Below are 22730 nucleotides of genomic sequence, written 5' to 3' on the forward strand. Positions count from 1 at the left end.
TTTCTTTCCGTCCACATTGTCGAGGGTGTCTTGCAGTTCCTCGACGGAGATCTCGTCGAGATGATCCACTAGTAGCTGCAACACACTCTGAGTAAAAAATTCTACCGGATTCTATAGATTCCCCTTCATCAGCGCTAACGGAGGACGAGGAAATCAAGAAAGCGGCGGAGAAGGAACTCATCACTGCCATGGCGGAATATCTACTTGAAGTTGACAGCGATTCTAACAGATCTCCTGAAAAGGCTAAGGAAGCTGCCGAAAGCATCCTTTCGATATTGCCAGACGTGCGTATCGAAACGGAAGGACAAGAAGCGTGGCAAAGTACTGCTAGATTTGTTGATTCTTCTGAAGATTTTCTCAAAGTCTTCTATAGGCGATGGTCCCGCCGATTGGTGGACCACTATGACGATCACCGTGAGGGCGAAAGTGTCGATCCCAACGGTACTGACTCTCAGATCACAACCAAGGGTTAGCGAGCGATAACTTGTTCGGGTTCAGTTTATGTTAATGGAAAGTAGGAGTTGCAGTGTTCTGATATCCGGCCTTCCGCTGGCTTTTCCAGCCCACCGTTGAAGCGTCAGTTAGTTATACGGGCACTCCGAAGCGGCAAACATGGTCGATACAGTGAGTGTCGCGATCGGGGCGGCGTTGACACTCGTCGTCGTCGCGGTCCACTACGCGCGGGGGACCGGCTGGGAGCCCCCGGCGGACATCTCCCAGGAGGTCCTCGAACAGCGCGCGGCCGCGGTGCCGGACACGGACTTCCCCGAGCCCATGAACCGCTCGATCGGCGGCGGCGCCGCGGGCGCCATCCCCGCCGGCGAGGGCGGCGCCGAGCTCGAAGAGGGCGAGGAGGGCGGCGACGAGACGGAGGGCTTCGACCCCGAGTCCATCCCCGACGACGAGGTCGAGTACTACGAGATCGAGTTCGCCAAGGAGGGCGAGACCATCGAGATCGCCAACAACGAGAACATCCTCGACGTGGGCGAGGAGGAGGGCTGGGACCTCCCCTACGCCTGCCGCCAGGGCCAGTGCGTCTCCTGCGCCGGACAGATCCAGGACGGCCCCGCCGGCGACTACATCCGCCACGAGCACAACGAGGCGCTGTTCGACGACGACATGGAGGACGGCTACTGCCTGACCTGCGTCGCCTACCCGACCGACGACTTCACGCTCGAAACCGGCGAACAGCCCTGACCGCCGCCCGGATTCTCCGCTCTTCGCCGCGTCTCACAACGGTTAAGAGTGCCACCGCGTAACCCCGATACGAGGGCCCGTAGCTCAGTGGACAGAGTGCTTGGTTCCGGACCAAGTTGTCCGGGGTTCAAATCCCCGCGGGCTCGCTTCTCCGACCGCGACCGACGCGGAGTTTCATCTCCGCGTCCGCTCCATCGGTGTGCGATCGACCGGGGTTTCCAGATCGGTGCCGTCGACCTGTTCTTCGAACCGGAATAAAACTCTTGTAGGGTACTCACCCATCCTCACGGAGAGATGGGCGATCGAATCGAAGACGTGACCGTGGTCGGCGGCGGGGACTCGGGGCTGCTGACTGCACTGGCGCTGAAGCGGATGAATCCGGGGCTGGACGTGTCGGTCGTCGACGACTTCGGGCAGGCGGTTCCGCAGGTCGGCAAGAGCACGTTCCTGGCGATCCAGCAGATCCTGCACGACAGCCTGGGCATCGACGAGCAGTCGTTCGTCGAGGCGGTCAAGCCGGTCTGGAAGGCGTCGGTGTTCTTCCGGGACTGGTGCGGATGCGACCCGTTCCACTACCCGTTCGACCAGAGCAAGAAGTTCCCGAACCCCGAAGAGCGCGACACCAACGAGGCGTTCTACTTCTACTACACGGAGCTACACGACAGTGAGAACCACCAGTCAAAGTGCGAGGAGCTGGTCGCCCAGGGGAAGTCGCCGTGGTACTTCTCGCCGCGGGAGGGTGGGGCCCGCAAGTACGACAGCGTCGCCTACCACCTCAACACGGAGCGGTTCAACGACTTCCTGCGCGACCTGTGTCTCGACCGCGGCGTTTCGCTGGTCGACGACGAGATCGTGACCGTCGACGTGGCCGACGACCGGATCAAGCGGCTCCGGAGCCGCAACCGGGCCTACGAGGCGGACCTGTACGTCGACGCGACGGGCTTCTCGCGGGTACTCAGGGCCGAGCAGCGCGACGACTTCCGCGAGTTCGACCTGCCGCTGGACGCGGCGCTGAACGCCCGGTCGGAGATCGACCTGGCTGACGTGGTGCCGGCGACGGTGATCGACACGGGCGAGGCCGGCTGGTTCTGGCAGATCGACACCTACGACAACCGCGACCGCGGCTACGTCTACGCCTCGGACTACCGCTCGGAGGCCGAGGCCCGCGAGGAGTTCGTCGCCCACTGCGAGGGGATCGACGCCGACGACGTGGTCAAATACGAGTTCGACTCGGGGTATCACGAACGGGCGTGGGTGGAGAACTGCGTGGCGGTCGGCAACGCTGAGGGGTTCGTCGAGCCGCTGCAGTCGACGGGGCTGACCGCCAACGCGAAGGCGTCGGTCACGCTCGCGACGCTGCTGTCGGGCCACGGTCGCGTGGCCGACGACGCGGTCCGCGAGCGGTACAACGCGTGGGTCCGGGAGACCTGGGAGTCGATCTACGACTTCATCAGCGTCCACTACGCCTACGCCGACGGGGACACGGAGTTCTGGGAGGACGCCCGGTCGATCGAGCTCAGCCCGCGGACGGAGCTGCTGATCGAGGAATTCGACCGCAACGGCTTCGACGCCCACGTCGGCCCGACGATGCACAACCCCGAGATTGACGAGCCGCTGTTCTTCCAGCCGCTGGACTTCTACGCGCTGGTCCACCACATGGGCGCGACCTCGGCGTTCTACGAGTCACACGACTTCGAGATAGACGACGAGACGCGCCGGGCGGTCGAGCGGAACTACGGGTCGATCCGCGAGGACGTGGCCGACCACTACGACCACCGGGAGTTCTACCACGGCGCGCTCGGCCAGCACTGACGCGCCCGCTCACCGAGCGGTTTCCCGCCCCCGCGTCCGCCCGTCAGTCGAGAGTGACAGTCCCCCGGACGCGCCCATCACGTGCGGACCGGCCGACGACGACCGCGTATTCGCCGGGGTCGACCGTCCAGCCCGCGCCGGGGTCGTAGCGGCCGAGCGCCCGGCGCGGGACAGCGAGCGAGACGGTCCGCCGCTCGCCACCGTCGAGCGCGACCGACGCGAAGCCGCCGAGTTCGCGCCCGGGGCGGGCGACCGCGCCCGGCGGGTCCGGTGGTTCGACGTACGCCTGGACGACCTCCCGACCCGGGCGGCCGGCGCGGTTCTCGACGGTGGCGGTCACGTCGAGGGCAGGTCCGTTCAAACCGCCGTTCTCGGTGGCCGCGGCCCGCTCGACAGTCAGGTCCGCGTACCCGAAGTCGGCGTACGAGCGGCCGTGGCCGAACGGGAAGCGGGGGGCGACGCCGTCGCGGTCGAACCCGCGGTAGCCGACGAAGACGCCCTCGTCGTAGTGGACGTGTTCGTTCACGCCGGGGTAGCGGCGCTCGTCGCCGGCGACCGGGTAGTCCTCGAACCGGCGGCCGACCGTCACGGGGAGCCGTCCCCCGGGGTCGGCGCCGAACAGCACGTCCGCGAGCGCCGCGCCGTCGGCCTGTCCGGGGTACCACGTCTGGAGTACTGCGGCCACGTCGTCGGCCCACGGCATCGCGACGGGGCCGCTCGACCGGCAGACCACGACCGTCCGGGGGTTCGCCGCGGCGACCGCGCGGACGAGCCGGTCCTGCTCCCCGGGCAGGGCCATCGACGCGCGGTCCTCGCTCTCGGTCGCGCCGTCCTGGACGACCACGACCGCGGCTTCGGCGTCGGCCGCCGCCCCTACCGCGGCGTCGAAGTCGGGCCCGGCGCGGAGCCGCCGCCGGAGCCCCGACCCCGGCAGGTCGAACATCGACGGGTTCGCCACCCGCTTGACCCCCCGTTCGAACGTGACCCGGGACGCTCCCGCCCGGAGACCCTCGACGGGGCTGACGGTGCGCGTCGGAGTGACCTCCGAACTGCCGCCGCCGCCGACCTTCGCCTCGTCGGCGTTCGGCCCGACGACGGCGAGGGAGTCGTCCTTCCCGAGCGGGAGGGTCCCGTCGTTGTCCAGCAGGACGGTCCCGCGGCGGGCCACCTCCCGGGCGAGGTCGTGGTGGGTGTCCCAGTCGACGGGCGATGCGGTGTCGCCGGATCTGCCCGACCGTGCCGATCCGTTCGACCGTCCGCCGTCGAGCAGCCCGACCCGCTCGTACAGCCCGAGGACGTGCCGGACCTTCCGGTCGAGCGTCGCCTCGGCGACCCGGCCGTCGGCGATGGCCTCCCGGAGCGGGTCGCCGAAGAAGTCGAAGGGGTAGGGGTCGGGCTGACCTTCGTCGGCGAATCGGTCGGCGAGTCGCCACAACAGCGGCGGATCGAGGTCCAGCCGGTCGGACAACCGGAGGCGGAGCATCGCGCGCAGCCAGCGGCTGTGGGGGGCGAACAGCTCGACGGCGGAGGCGCCGGGCATCTCCAGGTCCAGTCCGCCCGCGGCGGCCGCGGCGGCGTCGTGGGTCCCCCACCAGTCGCTCATCACCACGCCGTCGAACCCCCACTCGCCGCGGAGCACACCGTCGAGGAGTCGGCGGTGTTCGCTCATGTAGCGGCCGTTGACGCGGTTGTACGCGGCCATCACCGCCGAGGCGTCCGCGTCGACCGCCGCGCGGAAGCCCGGGAGGTAGATCTCCCGCAGCGCCCGCTCGGGGACGACCGCGTCGACCGTGTCGCGGCGGTGCTCCTGGTTGTTCGCGACGAAGTGTTTGGCCGTCGCGCCGACGCCCCCCGCTTCGACTCCGTCGACGTACGCGGCGCCCACGTCGCCGGTGAGTAGCGGGTCTTCGCTCAGGTACTCGAAGTTGCGGCCGCCGGTGGGGACTCTGATGATATTGAGGCCGGGGGCGAGCAGCACGTCGTGGCCGCGTGCTCGGGTTTCGGCGGCGAGTGCGCGGCCGAGGCGCCGGGCCAGGTCGGGATCCCAGGACGCCCCCAGGGCGACCGTCGCCGGGAACGCCGTCGCCTCGCGGTCGCGGACCCCTAGCGGCCCGTCGACGAGCCGTAGCGGCGGGATGTCGAGGCGCTCGACGCCCGGGACGTAGCCGGTCGCACGGCCCTCGGGGTCGGGCCGGCCGCGGACCAGCCGCAGTTTCTCGTCGAGCGTCAGATCTGATAGGAGGGCGTCGATCCGGCCGTCGGTCATCTCTCGGTACGAGGGGCGGTGCCCGGATATTCGTTGTGACGGGTTCGTGGTGTTGGAGTTGTACCGTGTATCGCGTTCGAGACGGTGAACTGATCTACCGCACCGACCGCGTCGACCACGACCGCACCGACTGCGGACTGGAGCGTTACCGCAGACAGCGTGAAAGCCCCCGTCCGCTTCGGTCGAGGGGCTCGCTGCGCGCTTCACTCGCTGCGCTCGTTGCAGTGCTTGCGTCGCCCGTCTTCCCGAAGCGGACGGCCCCTTTCATTCCCACCCGCACACACTGACTGGCCAGCCGACACGGGTGGGAATGAAAGGGGCGACTCGCTCGACGAAGGCGGACGACGCAAGCACCGCAGGCCGAAGGCCGAGGAGCGCAGCGAGGCCCCCGAGTCGAGCGAGTCGGGGCTTTCACGCTGTCTGCGGTTGCTGTCGAGCTTGCGGTTACCGTGGCGTTCGCAGTCGCCGTAGAGCTCGCGGGCGCGGTCGAGTTCGCGGGCACTGTTGCGCCGATCACCGATTTCCCGTCGGCAGATCCCACTCTCACCCCTCTTTCTCGACGCGGAACCACTCGCCGCGCCAGGAGATGGGGTACTCGACGATCCCCTTGATGGCGGCGAGGCTGTAGAACGGGAGGACGAACGGGACGAGTAGCCAGCCGAGGCCCACCGAGTCGACGACGCCGACGCGGCGGTCGAGCAGGCGAGCGCCGAGACAGACCCCCGCCAGCGCCCCGACGGTCACGCCGAGGACGACTCCTGCCCCGGTCGCCCCGAGGACGACGGCCTGGGGGACCAGCGAGAGGACGACGAAGTTGCCGAGGATGGCGCCGCCGCAGACGGCCAGCGAGGCGACGCTGCGCGGGCGGTCCAGCGGGTCGAGCCGGCCGAGCCGGCGGTGGAACACCTGGGCGTAGCCGGTCATCCAGCGCTTGCGCTGGCCCCACCAGTCACGGAGGGTGTGAGCGCCCTCGATCTCCGAGGGGTAGGCGAACGACGACTGGACGGAGACGCCGTCCTCGTAACAGCGGAAGGCGAAGTCGAAGTCCTCGGTGAGCATCCGCGGGTCGTAGCCGCCGACGCGCTCGTACGTGTCACGGCGCACCAGGAGGGCGTTGCTCGCCACCATGTCGAAGTCCGTCAGCAGGGCGACCAGCCGGTGGCTCAGGTAGCCCAGCACGACCGACTCGTAGTAGGTGACCGTCTCCAGGAGGCCGTCCGGGCGAGGGAACGTCCGACCTTGGACGGCCTCGTGGTCGGCGAGGCCGGCGGCCGCGGCGGGGAGGAACGTCGGGTGGACCCGCTCGTCGGCGTCGAACACGCCGACGTAGGGGGCGTCGGTGTGGTCGACGGCGTAGTTGACGGCGGCGGCTTTCGTCCCCGGATTACGGTCGTTGACGAGGCAGGTGACCCGCCGGCGGTCGGCCAGCGAGCGCGCGACCGACAGCGTCGACTCGTCGCCCGGTTCGCAGACGACGTAGACGGCCACGTCCGCGTAGCCGGCGGCCAGCAGGCTCTCGACGCTGCGGTGGAGCGCACCCGCGTCGCCGTAGGTGGGGACGACGGCCGCGATTTTGGGGCCGGTCGCCGGGTAGGGGCCGCGACGGCGCTCGCGGAGCACCTCGGCGAAGAAGACGGCGGCGGAACTCGACAGCGTCGCGGCGAAGCTCAGGCAGGCCACCGCCGCGTTCAGGACGGTGACGCTCCCGAGACCGAGGAAGAGCAGCGGGAGCGTGACCGTGATCCGGCCCTGGACGAACCCGACGGTGACGACGGCCAGCGCCGCGAGGGCGAAACAGACCCTGTCGAGCCACCGGCGGAAGGTGTGAGTGACCATCGGGGCGGGGACCGAAGCGCGGGTGTCCGCGGGGAGCACGGGCGTGAGACTTCCCGCGGACCGACCGGCTCGGGTACTGTTCCGGCTGATACTCCCGGCTCTTCGGTAAGTGTTGGGGGCCGTACACGGCCTGTCGTTCGAGTCGTGAATTGAGTAGTTGTTTCTGTCCGTTCCCGTTTGGAAAGAAGTCTGATGAACCTGACCGCACTCGTCAGCAGGCGCTGAAAGCCCTTGGCACGCTCGCGGTCGCTGAGCGGGATATCCGCGCTCTCCGCACCGCCCGCGCGGATAGGGGTCGCTCAGACGACTATCGGCGCGAGCGCGCCTCGCCCTTTCAGTCCACCAGGGACTGCACCGCCCCGCACAGCACCGCAGACGGCCACATACCACCCCAACCGATTGCGCTCCGCACGCCTGCGGCGTGCGGTGCTCATCCCTCGCGCGACTGTTTCGAGCGGCCCGCCACGAGGCGGGCACGCACGACAGCGCACGCCGACCGCACAGCACCGCCCCGCTAACTACACTACCTGTACTGAACACCGATGGGTACGTCGCCGCGGACTGTTCCGCGGTCCGTGGTTTCCGTCGGGTACGCTCGGGGCCGGTCGGCACTCGCGTCACAGTTATACTCGTGTGACCCCAAACTGCGGTACCATCTCCACGGGTACGCGGTACGGGCGATCCGATATGTACGGGCACCGACAGCGACGCATCAGGGCGCAGCGACGGGCGAACAGCGGCCCCGACCGCCCTCGCCGGCGGGTGGAACCGTGAGTTCAGCGACCCACCGATCCCTGCTCCCCGCGGACCGACTGGGACGCAGAGCCCTCGCGCTGGTCGCGACGCTGGCGGCCGTCGCCGGGGCGGTGGCGCTCGTCGGTCCCGACGCGGTCGGGTCGGCGCTGGCCGGCGCGGACGCGGGGACGGTCGCGCTGGTCGCCACCACGGCGGTCGCCGTGCTGGTCGTCAGGGGGCTGGCATTGCGCGTCCTCCTGGGGATCCTCGGCCACGACGCGCCGGTCGGTCGCGTGCTCGGCGCGTACGTCGCCACGACGGTCGTCAGCACGGTCGTCCCCGGGGGCCAGGCCGGCGGCGCGCCGGTCAACGGCCTGCTCGTCGCGCGCTCCTCGGCGGCCGACTACGAGGACGGCGTCGCCGCCGTCGTCGCCGTCAGCGCGCTCACTAACGTCCTCGTCGGCGCGTTCGGCGTCCTCGGGGTCGCGTACCTGCTGGCGACCGCCGGAACGGGCAGCGCCGACGTGACCGCGCTCGCGGCTGTCGGCGTCGGCCTCGTCGCGCTGGCCGCGGCCGGCGGGGTCGGCCTCTGGCGGATCCGCGACCGCGCGACCGGCTGGACCGTCTCCGCGGCCGCGCGACTCGCCGCCGCGCTCCGGGTCGTCCCCCGCGTCACCCCGCCGGACCGGGCGGCAATCGCGGATCAGGTAGACCGATTCCGGGCCGCGCTGGCGCGGCTACGCGGGGGATCGCCCCGACAGATCGCGACGCTGGTCGGCCTGCTGGCGGTCGCCCACGCGCTGACAGTCGTCGCGCTGTGGCTCTCCTTCCGCGCGGTCGGCGAGTCGGTCTCGGTCGGCGTCCTGCTGGCCGTGATCCCCGCCGCCGTCGCGGCGGCGGTCGTCCCGGCCCCCGGCGGGAGCGGCGTCGACGCCGCGCTGGTCGGCCTGCTCGCCGCCGGCACGAGCGCCGTCGCGCCGGTCGCCGGCGCGGCCGTCCTCGTCTACCGCGTCGCCACGTCCGGTCCCGCCTTGGTCGTCGGCGGCGCCGTCGTCGCCGCGATGGCGTCGTTCGGGTGGTTCCGCGAGCGCGATCCCGACCCCGGCGACTGACGCCGGCACGTCGACGCGCCCCAGTGCCGGTGGCGACCGTCCGCGGGACCCGGCGCGACTCGCCTTTTTGTGCGTCGCGGCCCGACGATCCATCATGGCATCCGTCCGCCGACTCGTCGTCGACGTGCTGAAACCGCACGACCCGCCGCTGCTCGCCTTTACCGAGCATCTGAGCGAACTCGACTCCGTCGAGGGCGCGAGCACGTCGCTGGTCGAACTCGACCAGGAGGTCCAGAACGTCAAGGTCACGCTGGAGGGCGAAGACCTCGACTACGACGCCGTCGAGGCCGCCGTCGAGGAGTTGAGCGGGTCGATCCACTCGATCGACGAGGTGGCCTGCGGCGACTACGTCGTCGAGGACCGGCCCACGCCACAGGACGGCTGACCGTGTCCGCGCTCGACCGCGCCCGCCGCCTGCTGGGCAAGGAGGACGTGCTCTCGATCGCCCGCCGCTATTTCGTCTCCAACGGCTTCGACGGGACGCTCACGGCCATCGGCGTCGTCGTCGGCGCCGTCCTCTCGGGCGTGCCCGACGGCGCGACGGTCATCAAGATCGGCGCCGGCGCGGCCGTCGGCCTGGGCACCTCGGCGGTCTGGAGCGTCTGGGAGATCGAGCGGGCCGAGACGCGCGCGGCGGTCCGCCGCGTCGAGCGGGCGATGCTCACCGACCTCGACGACACGCGCATCGAGCACGAGCAGAGCGGGGCCCGCGTCGTCCACGCGGCCGCCAGCGGCCTCGGCCCGCTCATCGGCATCCTGATCACTCTCCTCCCGTTCGCCTTCGAGGGGACCGCCTTCTCGATGGTCGAGGCGGCGCTCGTCTCCGTCGCGCTCGGCGTCGGCGTCCTCGGCGCGTTCGGCGCCTACATGGGGTCGATCTCCGGCCAGCGCTGGTACGTCGCCGCCGCCCGGATGGGACTGGCGGGGCTGGTCGTCGCCGTCATCAACGTCTTCCTGCCGGGGTAGCGACCGGACGGGGAGTTCCCTCAATCGTTGACGAGCGACTCCCGCCGGCCGGTGAACTCGTCGGGGTCGAGCCGGAAGAAGTCGAACGACACCATCCGCAGCGGCTCCTCGAACACGTCGACCAGCGGGATGTCGATCCGCTCCATCTCGGCGAGCGTCTCCGTTTCGATCCCCGCCTCCTCGGTGTCGTGCAACCGGCCGCGCGCGATGATACTGCGCCATCGCCCGTCGTCGTCCCCGTCCTCGTCGCCGTACGCGACGAACGTCACCGGCCTGCCGGCCAGCTCGCCGGGGTCGTCCTCGTGGCCGACGGAGATCCGGAAGTAGAACACCCGGTCCTCGGCGTCGTAGCCGTACGACACCGGGACGGCGTCCGGCGGTTCGTCGCCGACCGTCGACAGCGAGAGGACTCCCGTTCCCCCGCTCCCCAGGAATCGGTCGACCTCCTCCGCCCCCATCTCGATCTCCTCGGCGTCGGTCATACGTTCCGGTACGCGCGTCACGCTGATAAGCCCGCGGCCGGCGCCGTCGATCCGGCGGGGATCGGTGATCCCGCCCGTTCGATCCCCGTCCCGGTCACGCGCGGTCAGTCACCCGTTTCCGTGTGTGGATCCGCTCCCGCAGCCGCGCCCGTCCCGCGCAGGCGGCGGACGCCCGCGGCCACGAGCAGGTACGCGGGGACGGTGACGGCGAAGACGCCGGCGACGATCCCCCAGTCCCCGACGCCGAGCGCGACCGTGTCGAAGTACCGGCGTAGCGGGGTGTACAGCACGGCCAGCTGCAGGGCCAGCGAGCCCGCGACCGCCGCGAACAGCCAGCGGTTCGACAGCGTCGGCGTCTCGCGCAGCCACCGGATGACGAACAGCTTCCCGAACTCCAGGACGACGAACGCCGTGAAGACCATCGTCCGCACGTACGCGTCGACCTCGGCGGCGCCGTCGAGCAGGGCGGCGAGCAGGCCCAGCATGACGGCGGTCGTCACCGCCCCCGTACCGCCGATGACGCCGAGCATGGGTCGGTCGACGATGCCCTGCCCGGGCTCGCGCGGCGGCCGCTCCATCACGTCGCCGCTCTCGGGGTCGGCGCCCAGCGCCAGCGCCGGCAGCCCGTCGGTCAGCAGGTTGATCCACAGCAGCTGGACGGCCGGGAGGACGAGATACCCCCACAGGGAGGCGAGGAAGACGATGGCGACCTCGGCGACGTTGGCACTGAGCAGGTAGGCGACGAACTTCCAGACGTTGTCGAAGATGGCGCGGCCGCGCTCGACCGCCCGGGCGATGGTCGCGTAGTTGTCGTCGAGCAACACCACGTCGCTGGCCTGCTTGGCCACGTCCGTCCCGCGGACGCCCATCGCGACGCCCACGTCGGCGTTTTTCAGCGCCGGCGCGTCGTTGACGCCGTCGCCGGTCATCGCCACCGTCCGACCGTTCGCCTGGAGCGCGCGCAACACCCGGACCTTGTGCTCGGGCGAGGTCCGGGCGAACACGTCCACCCCGCCGACGCGCTCGCGGAGTCCGTCGTCGCTCAGCCCCTCGATCTCCCGCCCCTCGACAACCTCGCCCCCGAGCCCGAGTTCCGCGCCGACGGCCGCGGCCGTCCGGACGTTGTCGCCGGTGATCATCTTCACGTCGATGCCCGCCCGGCGCGTCCGCGCGATGGCGTCGGCCACCTCCGCGCGCGGCGGGTCGATCATCCCGACGAGCCCGACGAACACCAGGTCCGTCAGGTCGTCGGCGCCGTCGAGTTCCCCCTCGCCGTCCGCGTCGAAGCCGCGCCCGTCCTCGGTGTAGGCGACCGCGAGTACCCGCAGCGCGTCGTCGGCGAACTCGCGGGTCCGCTCGCGGATCCGCTCGGCGCCCGCCTCGTCCAGCTCGACCGACCCGTCGTCGGTCAGGGCGCGCGAGCACTTCTCGACGACGACCTCCGGCGCGCCCTTGACGTAGGCGCGGTCGCCGTGAACCGTCCCCATCCACTTGCGCTCCGAGGAGAAGGGGATCTCGTCGGTCCGCGGACTCCGCTCGCGCAGCGCGGCCACGTCGAACCCTCGATCCTCGGCGGCCGCGACGAGCGCCCGCTCGGTCGGGTCGCCCGCCTCGGCCGTCGCGTCGTTGCACAGCGCCCCCGCCCGCAGCAGCAGGTCGACGCGGTCGGCCTCGGTCGTGGACGCGCCCGCCGCGGAGTCGATCCCCGCGGCCGCGCCGCCGTTCGAGGCGGCCGCCCCATCGCCCGCCGCGTCGTCGGTCACTTCGTCGAAGTCGACGACGCCGTCGGCGACCCACAGCCGGCTGACGGCCATCCGCCCCTCTGTGAGCGTGCCGGTCTTGTCGGTACAGACCACGTCGACGGCGCCGAGCGCCTCGACGGCGGGCAGGCGGCGCACGAGGGCGTTCTCGTCGGCCATCCGGCGGACGCCCAGCGCGAGCGTCAGCGTCACGACCGCTGGCAGCCCCTCGGGGACGGCCGCGACGGCCAGCGACACCGCGGTCAGCGCGGTCTGCAGCGGTTCGACTCCGCGGAACCACAGCAGCGGGACGACCAGGGCGGCCAGCGCGACGACGCCGAGCCCGAGCGTCCGCCCGAGGTCGTCCAGCTCGGCCTGCAGCGGCGTCTCCGTCTCCTCCGTGTCGGCGAGCTGCCGGGCGATGCCCCCGACCTCCGTGTCCTCGCCGGTCGCGGTCACGACGAAGGCGGCCTTCCCCCTCGTGACCGCCGTGCTCTTGTACACCATCGACGACCGCTCGGCCAGCGGCGCGTCCGGTTCGACCGGCTCGACGGACTTCGAGACCGGGAGGCTCTCGCCGGTCAGCGCCGCCTCGTCGACCTCCAGCCCCGTCGTCTCGACGAGCCGACCGTCCGCCGGTACCACGTCGCCGTCCGACAGTTCGACCACGTCGCCGGGAACCAGTTCGGTCGCCGTTACCTCCGCCGTCCCGCCGTCGCGGCGGACGACGGCGGTGGGCGCCGTCAACTCGCGGAGCGATTCGAGACTCCGCTCGGCGCGGTAGTCCTGCGCGAACCCGAAGACGCCGTTGACGACGACGATCACGGTGATGAGCACGGCGTCGACGGCGTGGCCGGCCCACACCGAGAGGGCGGCCGCGGCGAGCAGCACCCAGATGAGCCAGCTGTCGAACTGCGCGAGGAAGATGTCGACCGGCGAGCGGGCCGCGCCGCGAGCGATCTCGTTCGGCCCGTGCTCGCCGCGACGCTCGGCCGCTTCGGCCGCCGACAGCCCCGACTCGTCGACCCCCGCCTCGGCGAGCACCTCGTCGACCGGCCGGCTGTGTGGGGTATCTGTCACTGGACCGGAATTCGCCCGCTGGCCCCATCGGTGTTTGGTAGGCTGGCGCCGGTCGCGCGACCCACAGGTTCCCGAAATCGCACAGATATAGCCCGAACCGCCTGTAATTCTGTGTTCCGCCTCGTCGACCACTCGACGCGCACTTCCGGATTCAATATAGCGATATGTAGTTCATACAGTGCTCCGGGGATAGTGCGGATCCCCACCTGGATCGGCGTGCGACACGCGAACGGCGACGATATCCGGGGTACCAGACGTGACCGCGGCGACTGGCGATGCGACACCACCCTTTTTGTGCGAGCTCGCCAGTCGGGGTACCATGGCGACGGCGGCCGACGACCTGACGGAACCGCGCGTGCTCGCCCGGGCCAAGCGGCGGCTATTCCCCGATGACGGGGCTCAGGCCTACGCGGTCGTCGACACGCAGTTCGCGCAGGAGCGGTGGGTCGACCGGACGACTGTCGACGAGGCGGTCCGCGAGGCGCTGGCGCCGTTCAACCACGTCCGCGTCGGCTCGGGCTACCCCGACCTGGTCGGCGTGCGCCCGCTCGACGACGAGTTGCTCGCGGTCGACCGGCTGGGCGGCGAGCCGCCGCTGATCGCCGTCGAGGCGAAGGGCTACGCCGGCGGCGGCGTCGACACCGAGCGCGGCATCGTCCAGGCCCGCGACCGCCTCGGCGAAGCGAACGTCGCCTTCCTCGCGGCGCCGGCCGCGGCGATCACCCAGACCGACCGCTCGCTCGCGCGGGAGTGCAACGTCGGCGTCCTCGCGGTCGGGACTGACGGCGACGTTCGGGCGGTCGAACGCCCCCGTGTCGTCGGCAACCGCACCGCCGACGCGGCGACGAGCATCCGCTTCCAGGCCAGCGCCCAGGGCGTCGCCGGCAAGAGCTTCGGGCTCAACCACCCGAAGAACTACCTCGCCTACCCGCTGGCCGTGGGCCACGACCGCGACACCGAGACCGTCCTCGCCGAGCGGGTCGTCGGTGCGACCGACGCGGCCCGCGACGGCGCGGCGTTCCTCAACCTCGTCGCCGTCGAGCCCGACCGGACGGCGCTGACGGCGCTCGGGAAAGAGGTCGTCCGCTTCGCGCTCGCGGAGGCGGGCAGCGTCGACGCCGCGCTCGACGCCTTCGAGGCCTGGAAGGGCTCGCGCGGCCGCTTCTGCGAGGTCGCGCCGAAGTGGGGACAGCTCGCCCGCCGCGTCGTCTACGCCTACCCCGCGACCGAGCTTCTGGTGACCGAACTCCAGTCGATGCACGACGACGGCGAACGCCGCCCCACGCTCCGCGAGTTCGTCGAGTACCTGCACGAGCTGCATCCCACCTTCACCGTCGAGCTGTTCCTCCGCGGCGACGAGGGGGTCCGCGGTCGCGCGCTGACCGACGACGGCGACCTCCGCGGCGACGTTCTGGTCGACGGCGACGCCTACCACTCGCCGACCGTCTTCCAGCTGAAGGCGATGCTGTACCACGCCGGAGTCCTCACCGAGCGCGGCAGCGAACCCCACCGGCTCGACCCCTGCGAGGACCGCTGGGCGCTCCGCCACGACGTGAGTCCCGCCGGGGAGTGAGCGACTCGGTGAGACCGTCGGGTCGGGGGCAGGACCGGGACTGCGACACTGTCCCACACCGCCGTCAGTTCTAAGTGCGACCTCCGGATCGATCCGGACGAAGCGTTCTATGACCCGCCGGATCGTCGGTCGTCCGGTGTTCGACCCCGTCCCGCTCCACGCCGCGCGGGCGGCCCGATAGCCGCAGCACTCGGGTTCGCTTCGCTACGGTTCCGTAGCCGCACTCTCTCGGTCGAACACACACGCACATGCCGACATCCGCCGAGCCCACGGCCACCGGCCGGGGCTCGTCCGCGCACGCTCCGTCCCGACAGTCGAATCGCTCGCGGCCGCCGCGGCCGCTCGAACCATCCTCTGACCCGCTGACCGCTTCCGACTCGTCCCTCGGAGGTGGTCCTCGATGACCGCCGCGACCGAGACGGCCGACGGGAGGGACGCCGAGACCGGCGCCGCCGAGACCGCCGCGAAGCCGTCGCTGTGGCGAAATCGCGACTTCCGCCGGTTCTTCGCGGGGCAGTTCGTGACCAACGCCGGGGACAGCCTCTACACCGTCGCGGTGCTGTGGCTCGTCTTCGAGCTCAGCGGCTCGACCGTCCTCACGGGGGTCGCAAACGCCGTCCTGTTGCTCCCGTGGCTCCTGCAGGTCCTCGCCGGCCCGGTCGTCGACCGCCTTCCCCTTCGACCGGTCCTCGTCGGGTCGCAACTGCTACAGGGCGTCGTCGTCCTCGCGCTGCCGCTCGCGGCGGCGACCGGGCACCTGAGCGTCGGCGTCATCTTCGCGGTCGTCCCTCTCCTGACGCTCGCGACCCTGCTGATGGCGCCGATGCAGGCGACGGTCGTCCCGCGGATCGTCCCCGACGAGCAGCTGTCGCGGGCGAACTCCGCGCTGGCCACCGTCACGCTCGGACTGGACATGATATTCGACGCGCTCGGGGGCGTCTTTATCGCCGTCTTCGGCGCGACGGCGCTGTTCCTGTTCGACGCGGGGACGTTCGCGCTCGCCGCGCTCCTGTTCGCCGGGGTCGCGGTCTCGCGGTCCGACGACGCAGGGGAGCGGGCCGACGAGTCCGACGGGAGCGGGGCGTCCGATACGGACGACGGGTCGATACTCGGCTCGTACGTCGCGGACCTGCGCGACGGGATCGACGCGTTGCGCGGCACCGTCTTCGTCGAGCTGGTGCTGACGACGGCGGTCGCGAACCTCGCGACGGGCGTGACGCTCGCGGTCCTGCCGGCCTACGGCGACGCGCTCGGCGGCCCGGCCGTCTACGGGGCGCTGCTCGGAGCGCTCGGCGTCGGTCGACTGGTCGGCTCGCTGGTCGCGCCGTACCTGGAGGGCGTGGCCTACGGCCGGCTACTGCTCGTCGGCAACGCCGCGGGCGCCGCGTGCTGGCTCGGTGCGGTGGCCGCGCCGTCGCCGGCGCTCACCGTCGTCCTGTTCGGGCTCGCGTGGGTTCCCGCGGGCGCGAGCGGCGTGCTCACGGCGACGCTGAACCAGACCGTCTTCCCGCCGGACCTGCTCGGCCGCGTCTCGACGACCAAGGGGACGGCCTCCGGCGCGACGCTCCCCCTCGGATCGCTGGCCGGCGGGCTCGTCGCCGAACTGCTGGGCGCGGCGACGACGGTCGGCCTGGCGGCGTTCGGCTTCGGCTTCACGGCGCTGTACCTCGCCGTCCGCCCGCGACTCCGGCGGCTCCCGTCCGTCGCCGACGCCGACCCGGCGGCCTTCGGCGTGACCGCCGGGTCGGATCGCGAGGGGGAGTAGCGACCGCGGACCGCGCAGTTGCCGGTCCGTCGCTTTTGGGCCCGCCCGGTGTAGCTCGAACGCGATGAACTTCGACGAGTTCACCGGAACGGTCCAGCACCGCCTCGAACTGCCCGGGACGGGGGAAGCCGTCCGCGCGACCCGCGCGACGCTGACGACGCTCGGCGAACGGATCCAGGCGGGCGAGGCCACCGACCTCGCGGGCCCGCTCCCGATGGAGATCGACTTCTACCTGACGGGCGCGGTCGCGGAGCACGGCCAGCACTTCGACTGGGACGGCTTTCTCGACCGCGTCGCCGATCGGGAGGGGCAGACGGCGCCGGACGACCGTGCCGACGCGGCCCACCACGCCCGGACGGTCGTCGCCGTCGTCGCCGAGGCGGTCCCCGAGGGACAGCTCGACCAGCTCCGCGACCAGCTGCCGGCCGACGAGGGGTGGGCGGACCTGTTCGAACTCGTCGAGAACGGCGGGACGGCGGCCGAGTGACCCGGACGCTGTCACGCGGTCGTCGCGGGTGGTCGTTCGCGGGGGCGCGGCCCCAGCGCCTACTTAACGCGGCCTCAGTGATCAGCGGCAAGCGCTAAGTGGGGTTCGCCCCAAGCGCGACTCATGTGGCGCTCCGGCCAACGGGGTCGCGACGAGGTGACCTGCATCGCCTGCGGCGACTCGGTCGCCCGGTCGTCGGCCCGGGAGTACGACAAGTTCGGCGACCGCTGGGACCGCGAGGGCAAGGAGTTCGAGTACCTCTGCAAGCCCTGCGACCGCGAGCGCTGTCACCAGCCTCGCGGGAACCTCGAAGCCTTCCTCGAAGACGTGGAGACGGCCGCCGACGACCGCGACCGCGAGACGTTTCTCGCGACCTATCTCGAACTCGCCGACCGCGGCGACTCCGTCGAGGAGCGGTGACGCGGTCGGCGGTCGGTTCGGGACGATTCGGCCCCGCTGACTCCGCCGTCCGCGGCGGGGCCACCACAGAAAGCCTATCTGTACCCTGGTCATAGCCCGCTACATGACTACCGAGGACGCCCAGGCCCAGGCAGGCACGGTCGAGGGCCAGGGCCCCGTCGAGATCGACGAGGAGATGGCCCGCCACCTGGCCAACAAGCGCGAGGAGCTGTTCGAGAAGTTCGAGATCCGCGACGAGTTCCCGTCCGAGGTGATCGAGGAGGCCGAGGCCCGTACCGAGGGCGTCCAGGAGGAGATCGCCGACGAGATCGACGAGCGCCGGGACCTGCGCGAGATGACGACCTGGACGACCGACCCCATCGACGCCCAGGACTTCGACGACGCCATCTCCGTCGAGAAACGGGACGACGAGTACGTCCTCTGGGTCCACATCGCCGACGTGACCCACTACGTCACCCCCGACACCGCGATGTGGGAGGAGGCCGTCGAGCGGGGCAACACCGTCTATCTCCCCGACTACACCATCCACATGTTGCCGCCGATCCTCGCCGAGACCGTCTGCTCGCTGGTCCCCAACGAGGACCGGCTGGCCCACACCGTCGAGATGCACCTCGACCCGGAGACGCTCTCCTACGAGGAGATCGACATCTACAAGTCCGTCATCGAGTCCGACGCCCGCCTGACCTACTCCGAGGCCGAGGAGATCCTCGACGATCCCGACAGCGCTGACGACATGCTGGAGGACACCGACGTGGACCTCGCGGAGAAGACCGAACTCGTCTGGGACCTGGCCGACCGGATGCACGAGCAGCGCAAGGAGGACGGCTCGCTCGTCCTGAACCCGGCCCGCGACCGCGCCCACACCATCATCGAGGAGTGTATGCTCAAGGCCAACAAGGCCGTCACGCACGAGCTCATGTGGGACCGCGGCGTCGAGGCGATGTACCGCGTCCACCCCCAGCCCTCCCCCGAGGAGTGGGACGAGGCCCTGCAGGAGATCCAGGATCTGGACGGCGTCTCGATCCCCGGGAGCGCCTGGGACGACCCCCGCAAGGCCGTCAACGCGACGCTCGAAGAGGCCCCGGGTCGCCAGCTCTCGAAGATCCAGCGGGCCGTGATGTTCGTGATGCCCCGGGCGAAGTACATGAGCGACCCCTTCGGCGGCCACCACGCGCTGAACTTCGAGATCTACGGCCACTTCACCTCGCCCATCCGCCGGCTCTCTGACCTCATCAACCACTGGATCGTCCACACCAACGACGTGCCCGAGGACCTCCAGGCGCTGTGCAAGCACGCCTCCGACCAGCAGAAGGACGCCGAGCAGTGCGAACGCGAGTACAAGCAGTTCCTCGAGGAGGTCGGCCTCGACCCCAGCGCCGTCAACAACCGCGGCCTCGAAGTGATCGACGACGAGGAGTAGCGCCGCCAGCGGGCGCCGGCGTCGGCCCGCCGGCTCGGACCGTCCGGTGCCCCCGTCCCCGAACATCTCGGATCGCGGATAGAAAATTCCTGCGCCAAACCTATTTCCCCCGACCGACTGAACCCTCGTCGCGATGACGGAGTCGCCCACTCGACGGGGGTTCCTCGCCGGCGCCGCGGCCGTCGCGACGGGGTCTGCGGCGGTCGCGTCCGCCGAAGGTGCCCCGCTCGACGCCGACGCGGCCGACCTCCTCCCGTCCGACACCGAGCCGCCCGGAACTGACCGAGGGGCCGCCCTGCAGGAGGCCGGCGGGGACACCGACATCGAATCGCTGGTCGACGACCTCGTCGAGTCGAGCCTGGAGGGGCGGACGGCCACGGGCGCGACCGTCGCCGTCGTCGCCGACGGCGAGGTGGCGCTCGCGAAGGGGTACGGCGTCGCCGACCGCGAGAGCGAGCGGCCCGTCGACGCGACCACCCCGTTCCGCGTCGGGTCGGTGTCGAAACCCGTCGTCGGGACGGCGCTGATGGCCCGGATCCGGCAGGGGGAGATCGACCCCGAGGCGCCCGTCTCGGAGTATCTCGACGCGAGTCTCGGCGACGCGGTCGGGTCGGTCACGCTCGCGGACCTCGTGACCCACCGCGCGGGCTACGAGATGTCCAACGAGGGGCTGTGGATCACCGACGCCGACGACCTGCGGCCGCTCCCCGAGGCGCTCCGCCGGTGGCGCCACGCTCGCGTCCGGCCGCCGGGGGAGGCGCCCGCCTACTCGAACTACGGGTACGCCGTCGCCGGCGGAGTCCTCGCGGCGGTCGCCGGCGAGCCGTTCCACGAGGCCGTCGCTGCGGACCTGCTCGACCCCGCAGGGATGGGAGACAGCAGCTTCCGCCAGCCGCTCCCCGACCCGCTGGCCGACGCTCACGCGACGGGGTACGGGCCCGGCGCCGCCTACGCCGGCGGCGAGTTCCCCTACCTCGGGCTCGCTCCCGCGGGCGCGCTGTCGACGACCGCCGAGGACATGGCTCGGTTCATGCAACTGCACCTGAACGGGGGCGTCGTCGACGGCGAGCAGGTGCTCGCCTCCGAGACCGTCGCGGCCTGCCAGCGCCAGTGGGCGACCGCCCACGAGCGGCTGCCGGGGATGGCCTTCGGGTTCGTCGAGAGCGACTACGGCGACGTGCGGACGCTCCGACACAGCGGCGGGACGCCGACGTTCTACAGCGACCTCCTGCTGGTCCCCGAGCGCGGCCTCGGGCTGTTCGTCGCGTACAACGGCGCCGACGGCGGCGCGGCCGCGGAGGAGGTCCTGGAGGGGTTCCGCTCGGAGTTGCTGCCCGACCCCGGCACCGACTCGGGCCCCGACCCCGGTTCGGAGTCGGCTGACGGTGGGACGCTCTCCCCGGACGGCCAACCGACGCGAGCCGACGACCTCGGCGGCACCTACCGGTCGCTGCGCCGGTCGTGGACCTGGCACGACCGGGTCACGACCACGCTCCAGGCCGGCACCGTCGAGGTGAGCGTCGCGGACGACGGCGCGCTGGTCACGACCGGCGGGAGCACGACGAATCGGTGGGTCGAGATCGAACCCCTCGTCTTCGAACGCGTCGACGGGGGCGAACGGCTGGCGTTCGACACCGGGAGCGACGGCGACGACATCGAGTACCTCCACCGCGGCGCGAACCCGACGACGGCGTACGGCCGCGTGGGCGGGGCCGACCGACTCTCCCTGCACGCCGTCCTGACCGTCCTGTCGCTGGTCGGCCTGCTCTCGGCGGTGTTCGGGTGGCCGGCGGCCACCGCTGTCGGGTGGTTCAGGTCCCGGAGCGACGCGGACGTGGCCGTCGATCCGCGACGGTGGCGCGACCGACCCGCGACGCTCGCGCGTGCGGTGGCCGTCGGGGCCGCCGTCGCGATACTCGCCTTCCCGGTGGCGGCGCTCGTCCACCTCGCCGTCGCGCCGTACGCCGTCCTGTCGGCCCCCCCGCTGACGTTCGCGGCCCTGTTCGCCCTGCCGGTACTGGGTCTGGTAGGGGCCGCGGCGACGGTCGCGTTCGCCGTCCGCTCGTGGACCGACGGCTACTGGGGTCGGATCGGCCGGGTCCACTACGCGCTGGTGGCCGCGTCGCTGGCGGCCGCCTGCTGGCTGCTGTGGTACTGGAACCTGCTGGTCCCGCCGCTGTGACCGCGGTGCGACCGCACGAATGTCAGACCTTCCGAGATCCGTCGAGCGATACGTACCGGATAGCAACTTCCGTCTCCGGGATCTTCCGTAGCCACCAAAATAATATGAGAATATTTCACGGCAGTTCAGAGACTGTTCGAAGTGTGTTCGGAGACATGATCCAGCATAACAGTTTAGTGGGATCCGTACGTACGTGTAACCGAGAGGTGACGAACCGATGGCCACCAGCGACAGGACTCGACGCACAGGGGAGCACCGCACAGCAGGTCGACAGCTCTCCCGGTACGACCTCCTGCTACTGGTGATACCCGCGGCGTTCCTGCTGGCGCTCGTGGGGTCGACCGTGTCGCCGCTTCCCGCGCGAGTGTTCGTGGCGGGGGCGTCCGTGGTCGGCGCGCTCGCCGTCGCGGACGGGCTGTTCGTCAACCCGCCCGGTCACGGACGCAGTCGGTGACGCCGGCGGTAAGGGGTCTATTGTCCGAGAGTACGTCCGTTCCAAACCAGTTTGGTTGGTCGTTTATTAAATATCTCGCGAACGTATAGATACGAACGCCCGGTCGCGTCGTGGTTCGCGACGGTCCCCGCCGTGCGCCGACTGTGGGATCACGTCCGCGGCCAGCAGCGAACACCGGTGCTCCAAACTCAAATATGCCAGCCAGCGACCAAATCGACACGAGCAAGCAGATCCACAGGCGGACGGGGCGGACGTTCTACGTCGCCACGAAGCTCCTGCCCGAGCGGGTCCGGGAGGCGACGTACGTCCTCTACGCCTTCTTCCGGATCGCCGACGAGGTAGTGGACCGGACGGACGACCCCGACCCCCAGATCCAGCGTCGCCGACTCGAAGCGATGCGGGCGGCGGCGCTGGGCGACCTCGACCCCGAGAGGGAGGCCGACCTGACCGACGACGAGCGGGCGGTCCTCGACGCGTTCCGGTCGCTGGCCGACCGCACGGGGATCGACGACAGCGAGGTCGAGGTGTTCGTCGACGCGATGGTCCAGGACATCGAGACGGCCCGCTACCCCGCTTTCGAGGACCTGGAGGCGTACATGCGCGGGTCGTCGGTCGCCGTCGCGAACATGATGATGGACGCCATGGCGGTCCCGGCCGAGGACCGCGAGCGGGCGCAACCGCACGCGGAGGCGCTCGCGGAGGCGTTCCAGCTGACGAACTTCCTGCGGGACGTGCGCGAGGACGTCCGCGACTACGGCCGCGTCTACATCCCGGGGGAGACGCTGGAGCGGTTCGGCGTCGACGAGGCCGACCTGGCCGAGCCGACCGTCACCGACGGGTTCGTCGCGGCGATGCGCCACGAGCTCCAGCGGACCGAACGGCTGTACCGCGAGGGGGTCGCCGGCATCCGCCTGCTCCCGGAGGACTGCCAGTTCGGCGTCCTGCTCGCGGCGGTGTTCTACGCCGAACACCACCGGCTCATCCGCGCCCGGGACTACGACGTGCTGACCGAGACGCCGGAACTCGGCCGCCTGCGCAGGGGCTACCTGCTCGTCCGGACCTGGGTCCACTGGCGGCGCCACCGCGACCCCGAGGCGACCTTCTACGCGGTCAGCGCGGTCTCGCCCGGCGGCGAGGGCGACGGCGTCGAGACCGACGGCGTCACGGGCCACGTCGCGTAGGAGTCTCCCGTCGCTGGCTGTTT

At 70.9% G+C, this 22730-nt stretch carries 17 protein-coding genes and 1 tRNA gene; 14 read left to right on the forward strand and 4 right to left on the reverse strand.

Annotated features, from left to right (window positions below; translation table 11 throughout):
- Positions 1 to 612: 612 nt before the first annotated feature.
- The 3 genes from ACMGFI_RS08330 to ACMGFI_RS08340 all read left to right on the forward strand — a co-directional run bounded on the left by ACMGFI_RS08330 (position 613) and on the right by ACMGFI_RS08340 (position 3009).
- On the forward strand, positions 613 to 1197 hold the full coding sequence (locus tag ACMGFI_RS08330) for a 2Fe-2S iron-sulfur cluster-binding protein (protein ID WP_436908861.1): 585 nt from the start codon (positions 613 to 615) through the stop codon (positions 1195 to 1197).
- 73 nt (positions 1198 to 1270) lie between these two features.
- Positions 1271 to 1343 (forward strand) — tRNA-Arg (locus ACMGFI_RS08335).
- 148 nt (positions 1344 to 1491) lie between these two features.
- A complete protein-coding gene (locus ACMGFI_RS08340; protein WP_436908863.1) occupies positions 1492 to 3009 on the forward strand; it encodes an FAD-dependent oxidoreductase in 1518 nt (505 codons plus the stop codon).
- Positions 3010 to 3052: 43 nt separating this feature from the next.
- Here ACMGFI_RS08340 and ACMGFI_RS08345 read toward each other — a convergent pair whose 3' ends face one another.
- Entirely contained in the window at positions 3053 to 5275 is a 2223-nt protein-coding gene (locus ACMGFI_RS08345; RefSeq protein WP_436908864.1) for a beta-glucosidase, read from the reverse strand.
- 543 nt (positions 5276 to 5818) lie between these two features.
- Entirely contained in the window at positions 5819 to 7150 is a 1332-nt protein-coding gene (locus ACMGFI_RS08350) for a glycosyltransferase family 2 protein (protein WP_436908866.1), read from the reverse strand.
- 731 nt (positions 7151 to 7881) lie between these two features.
- Between ACMGFI_RS08350 and ACMGFI_RS08355 the strand changes: the two genes are divergently transcribed.
- From ACMGFI_RS08355 to ACMGFI_RS08365, 3 genes are all read left to right on the forward strand, one after another.
- On the forward strand, positions 7882 to 8958 hold the full coding sequence (locus ACMGFI_RS08355; protein ID WP_436908867.1) for a flippase-like domain-containing protein: 1077 nt from the start codon (positions 7882 to 7884) through the stop codon (positions 8956 to 8958).
- A gap of 94 nt (positions 8959 to 9052) precedes the next feature.
- Entirely contained in the window at positions 9053 to 9343 is a 291-nt protein-coding gene (locus ACMGFI_RS08360) for a DUF211 domain-containing protein (protein WP_436908868.1), read from the forward strand.
- A gap of 2 nt (positions 9344 to 9345) precedes the next feature.
- Positions 9346 to 9924 carry a VIT1/CCC1 transporter family protein gene (locus ACMGFI_RS08365; RefSeq protein ID WP_436908869.1) on the forward strand — a complete coding sequence of 193 codons (579 nt, stop codon included), beginning with the start codon at positions 9346 to 9348 and terminating at the stop codon, positions 9922 to 9924.
- 20 nt (positions 9925 to 9944) lie between these two features.
- Here the strand turns inward: ACMGFI_RS08365 and ACMGFI_RS08370 are convergent, their stop codons facing one another.
- Together ACMGFI_RS08370 and ACMGFI_RS08375 are read right to left on the reverse strand one after the other, a co-directional pair.
- A complete protein-coding gene (locus tag ACMGFI_RS08370; RefSeq protein WP_436908870.1) occupies positions 9945 to 10406 on the reverse strand; it encodes a pyridoxamine 5'-phosphate oxidase family protein in 462 nt (153 codons plus the stop codon).
- A 104-nt stretch (positions 10407 to 10510) separates the two neighbouring features.
- Positions 10511 to 13225, reverse strand: coding sequence for a cation-translocating P-type ATPase (locus ACMGFI_RS08375; RefSeq protein WP_436908871.1), 2715 nt, complete (start codon positions 13223 to 13225; stop codon positions 10511 to 10513).
- Positions 13226 to 13544: 319 nt separating this feature from the next.
- Here ACMGFI_RS08375 and ACMGFI_RS08380 point away from each other — a divergent pair, with 319 nt between their 5' ends.
- The 8 genes from ACMGFI_RS08380 (at position 13545) to ACMGFI_RS08415 (ending at position 22707) form a co-directional block, all read left to right on the forward strand.
- Positions 13545 to 14798 (forward strand): hypothetical protein, encoded by a 1254-nt coding sequence (locus tag ACMGFI_RS08380; protein WP_436908872.1) that lies wholly within the window; start codon positions 13545 to 13547, stop codon positions 14796 to 14798.
- Positions 14799 to 15198: 400 nt separating this feature from the next.
- Positions 15199 to 16563: an MFS transporter gene (locus tag ACMGFI_RS08385; RefSeq protein WP_436908874.1), complete on the forward strand. Its 1365-nt coding sequence runs from the start codon at positions 15199 to 15201 to the stop codon at positions 16561 to 16563.
- A 64-nt stretch (positions 16564 to 16627) separates the two neighbouring features.
- A complete protein-coding gene (locus ACMGFI_RS08390; RefSeq protein WP_436908875.1) occupies positions 16628 to 17050 on the forward strand; it encodes a DUF2267 domain-containing protein in 423 nt (140 codons plus the stop codon).
- Between the two features lie 123 nt (positions 17051 to 17173).
- A complete protein-coding gene (locus ACMGFI_RS08395) occupies positions 17174 to 17470 on the forward strand; it encodes a DUF7562 family protein (protein ID WP_436908878.1) in 297 nt (98 codons plus the stop codon).
- 103 nt (positions 17471 to 17573) lie between these two features.
- Positions 17574 to 18890, forward strand: a complete 1317-nt coding sequence (locus tag ACMGFI_RS08400; protein WP_436908879.1) for an RNB domain-containing ribonuclease — start codon at positions 17574 to 17576, stop codon at positions 18888 to 18890.
- 133 nt (positions 18891 to 19023) lie between these two features.
- Entirely contained in the window at positions 19024 to 21072 is a 2049-nt protein-coding gene (locus ACMGFI_RS08405; RefSeq protein WP_436908882.1) for a serine hydrolase domain-containing protein, read from the forward strand.
- 217 nt (positions 21073 to 21289) lie between these two features.
- Entirely contained in the window at positions 21290 to 21526 is a 237-nt protein-coding gene (locus ACMGFI_RS08410) for a DUF8015 family protein (protein WP_436908883.1), read from the forward strand.
- A gap of 194 nt (positions 21527 to 21720) precedes the next feature.
- A complete protein-coding gene (locus ACMGFI_RS08415) occupies positions 21721 to 22707 on the forward strand; it encodes a phytoene/squalene synthase family protein (protein ID WP_436908884.1) in 987 nt (328 codons plus the stop codon).
- Positions 22708 to 22730: the final 23 nt, after the last annotated feature.

This window comes from Halosimplex marinum (assembly GCF_051414075.1).
Taxonomy (GTDB): Archaea; Halobacteriota; Halobacteria; order Halobacteriales; family Haloarculaceae; genus Halosimplex; species Halosimplex marinum.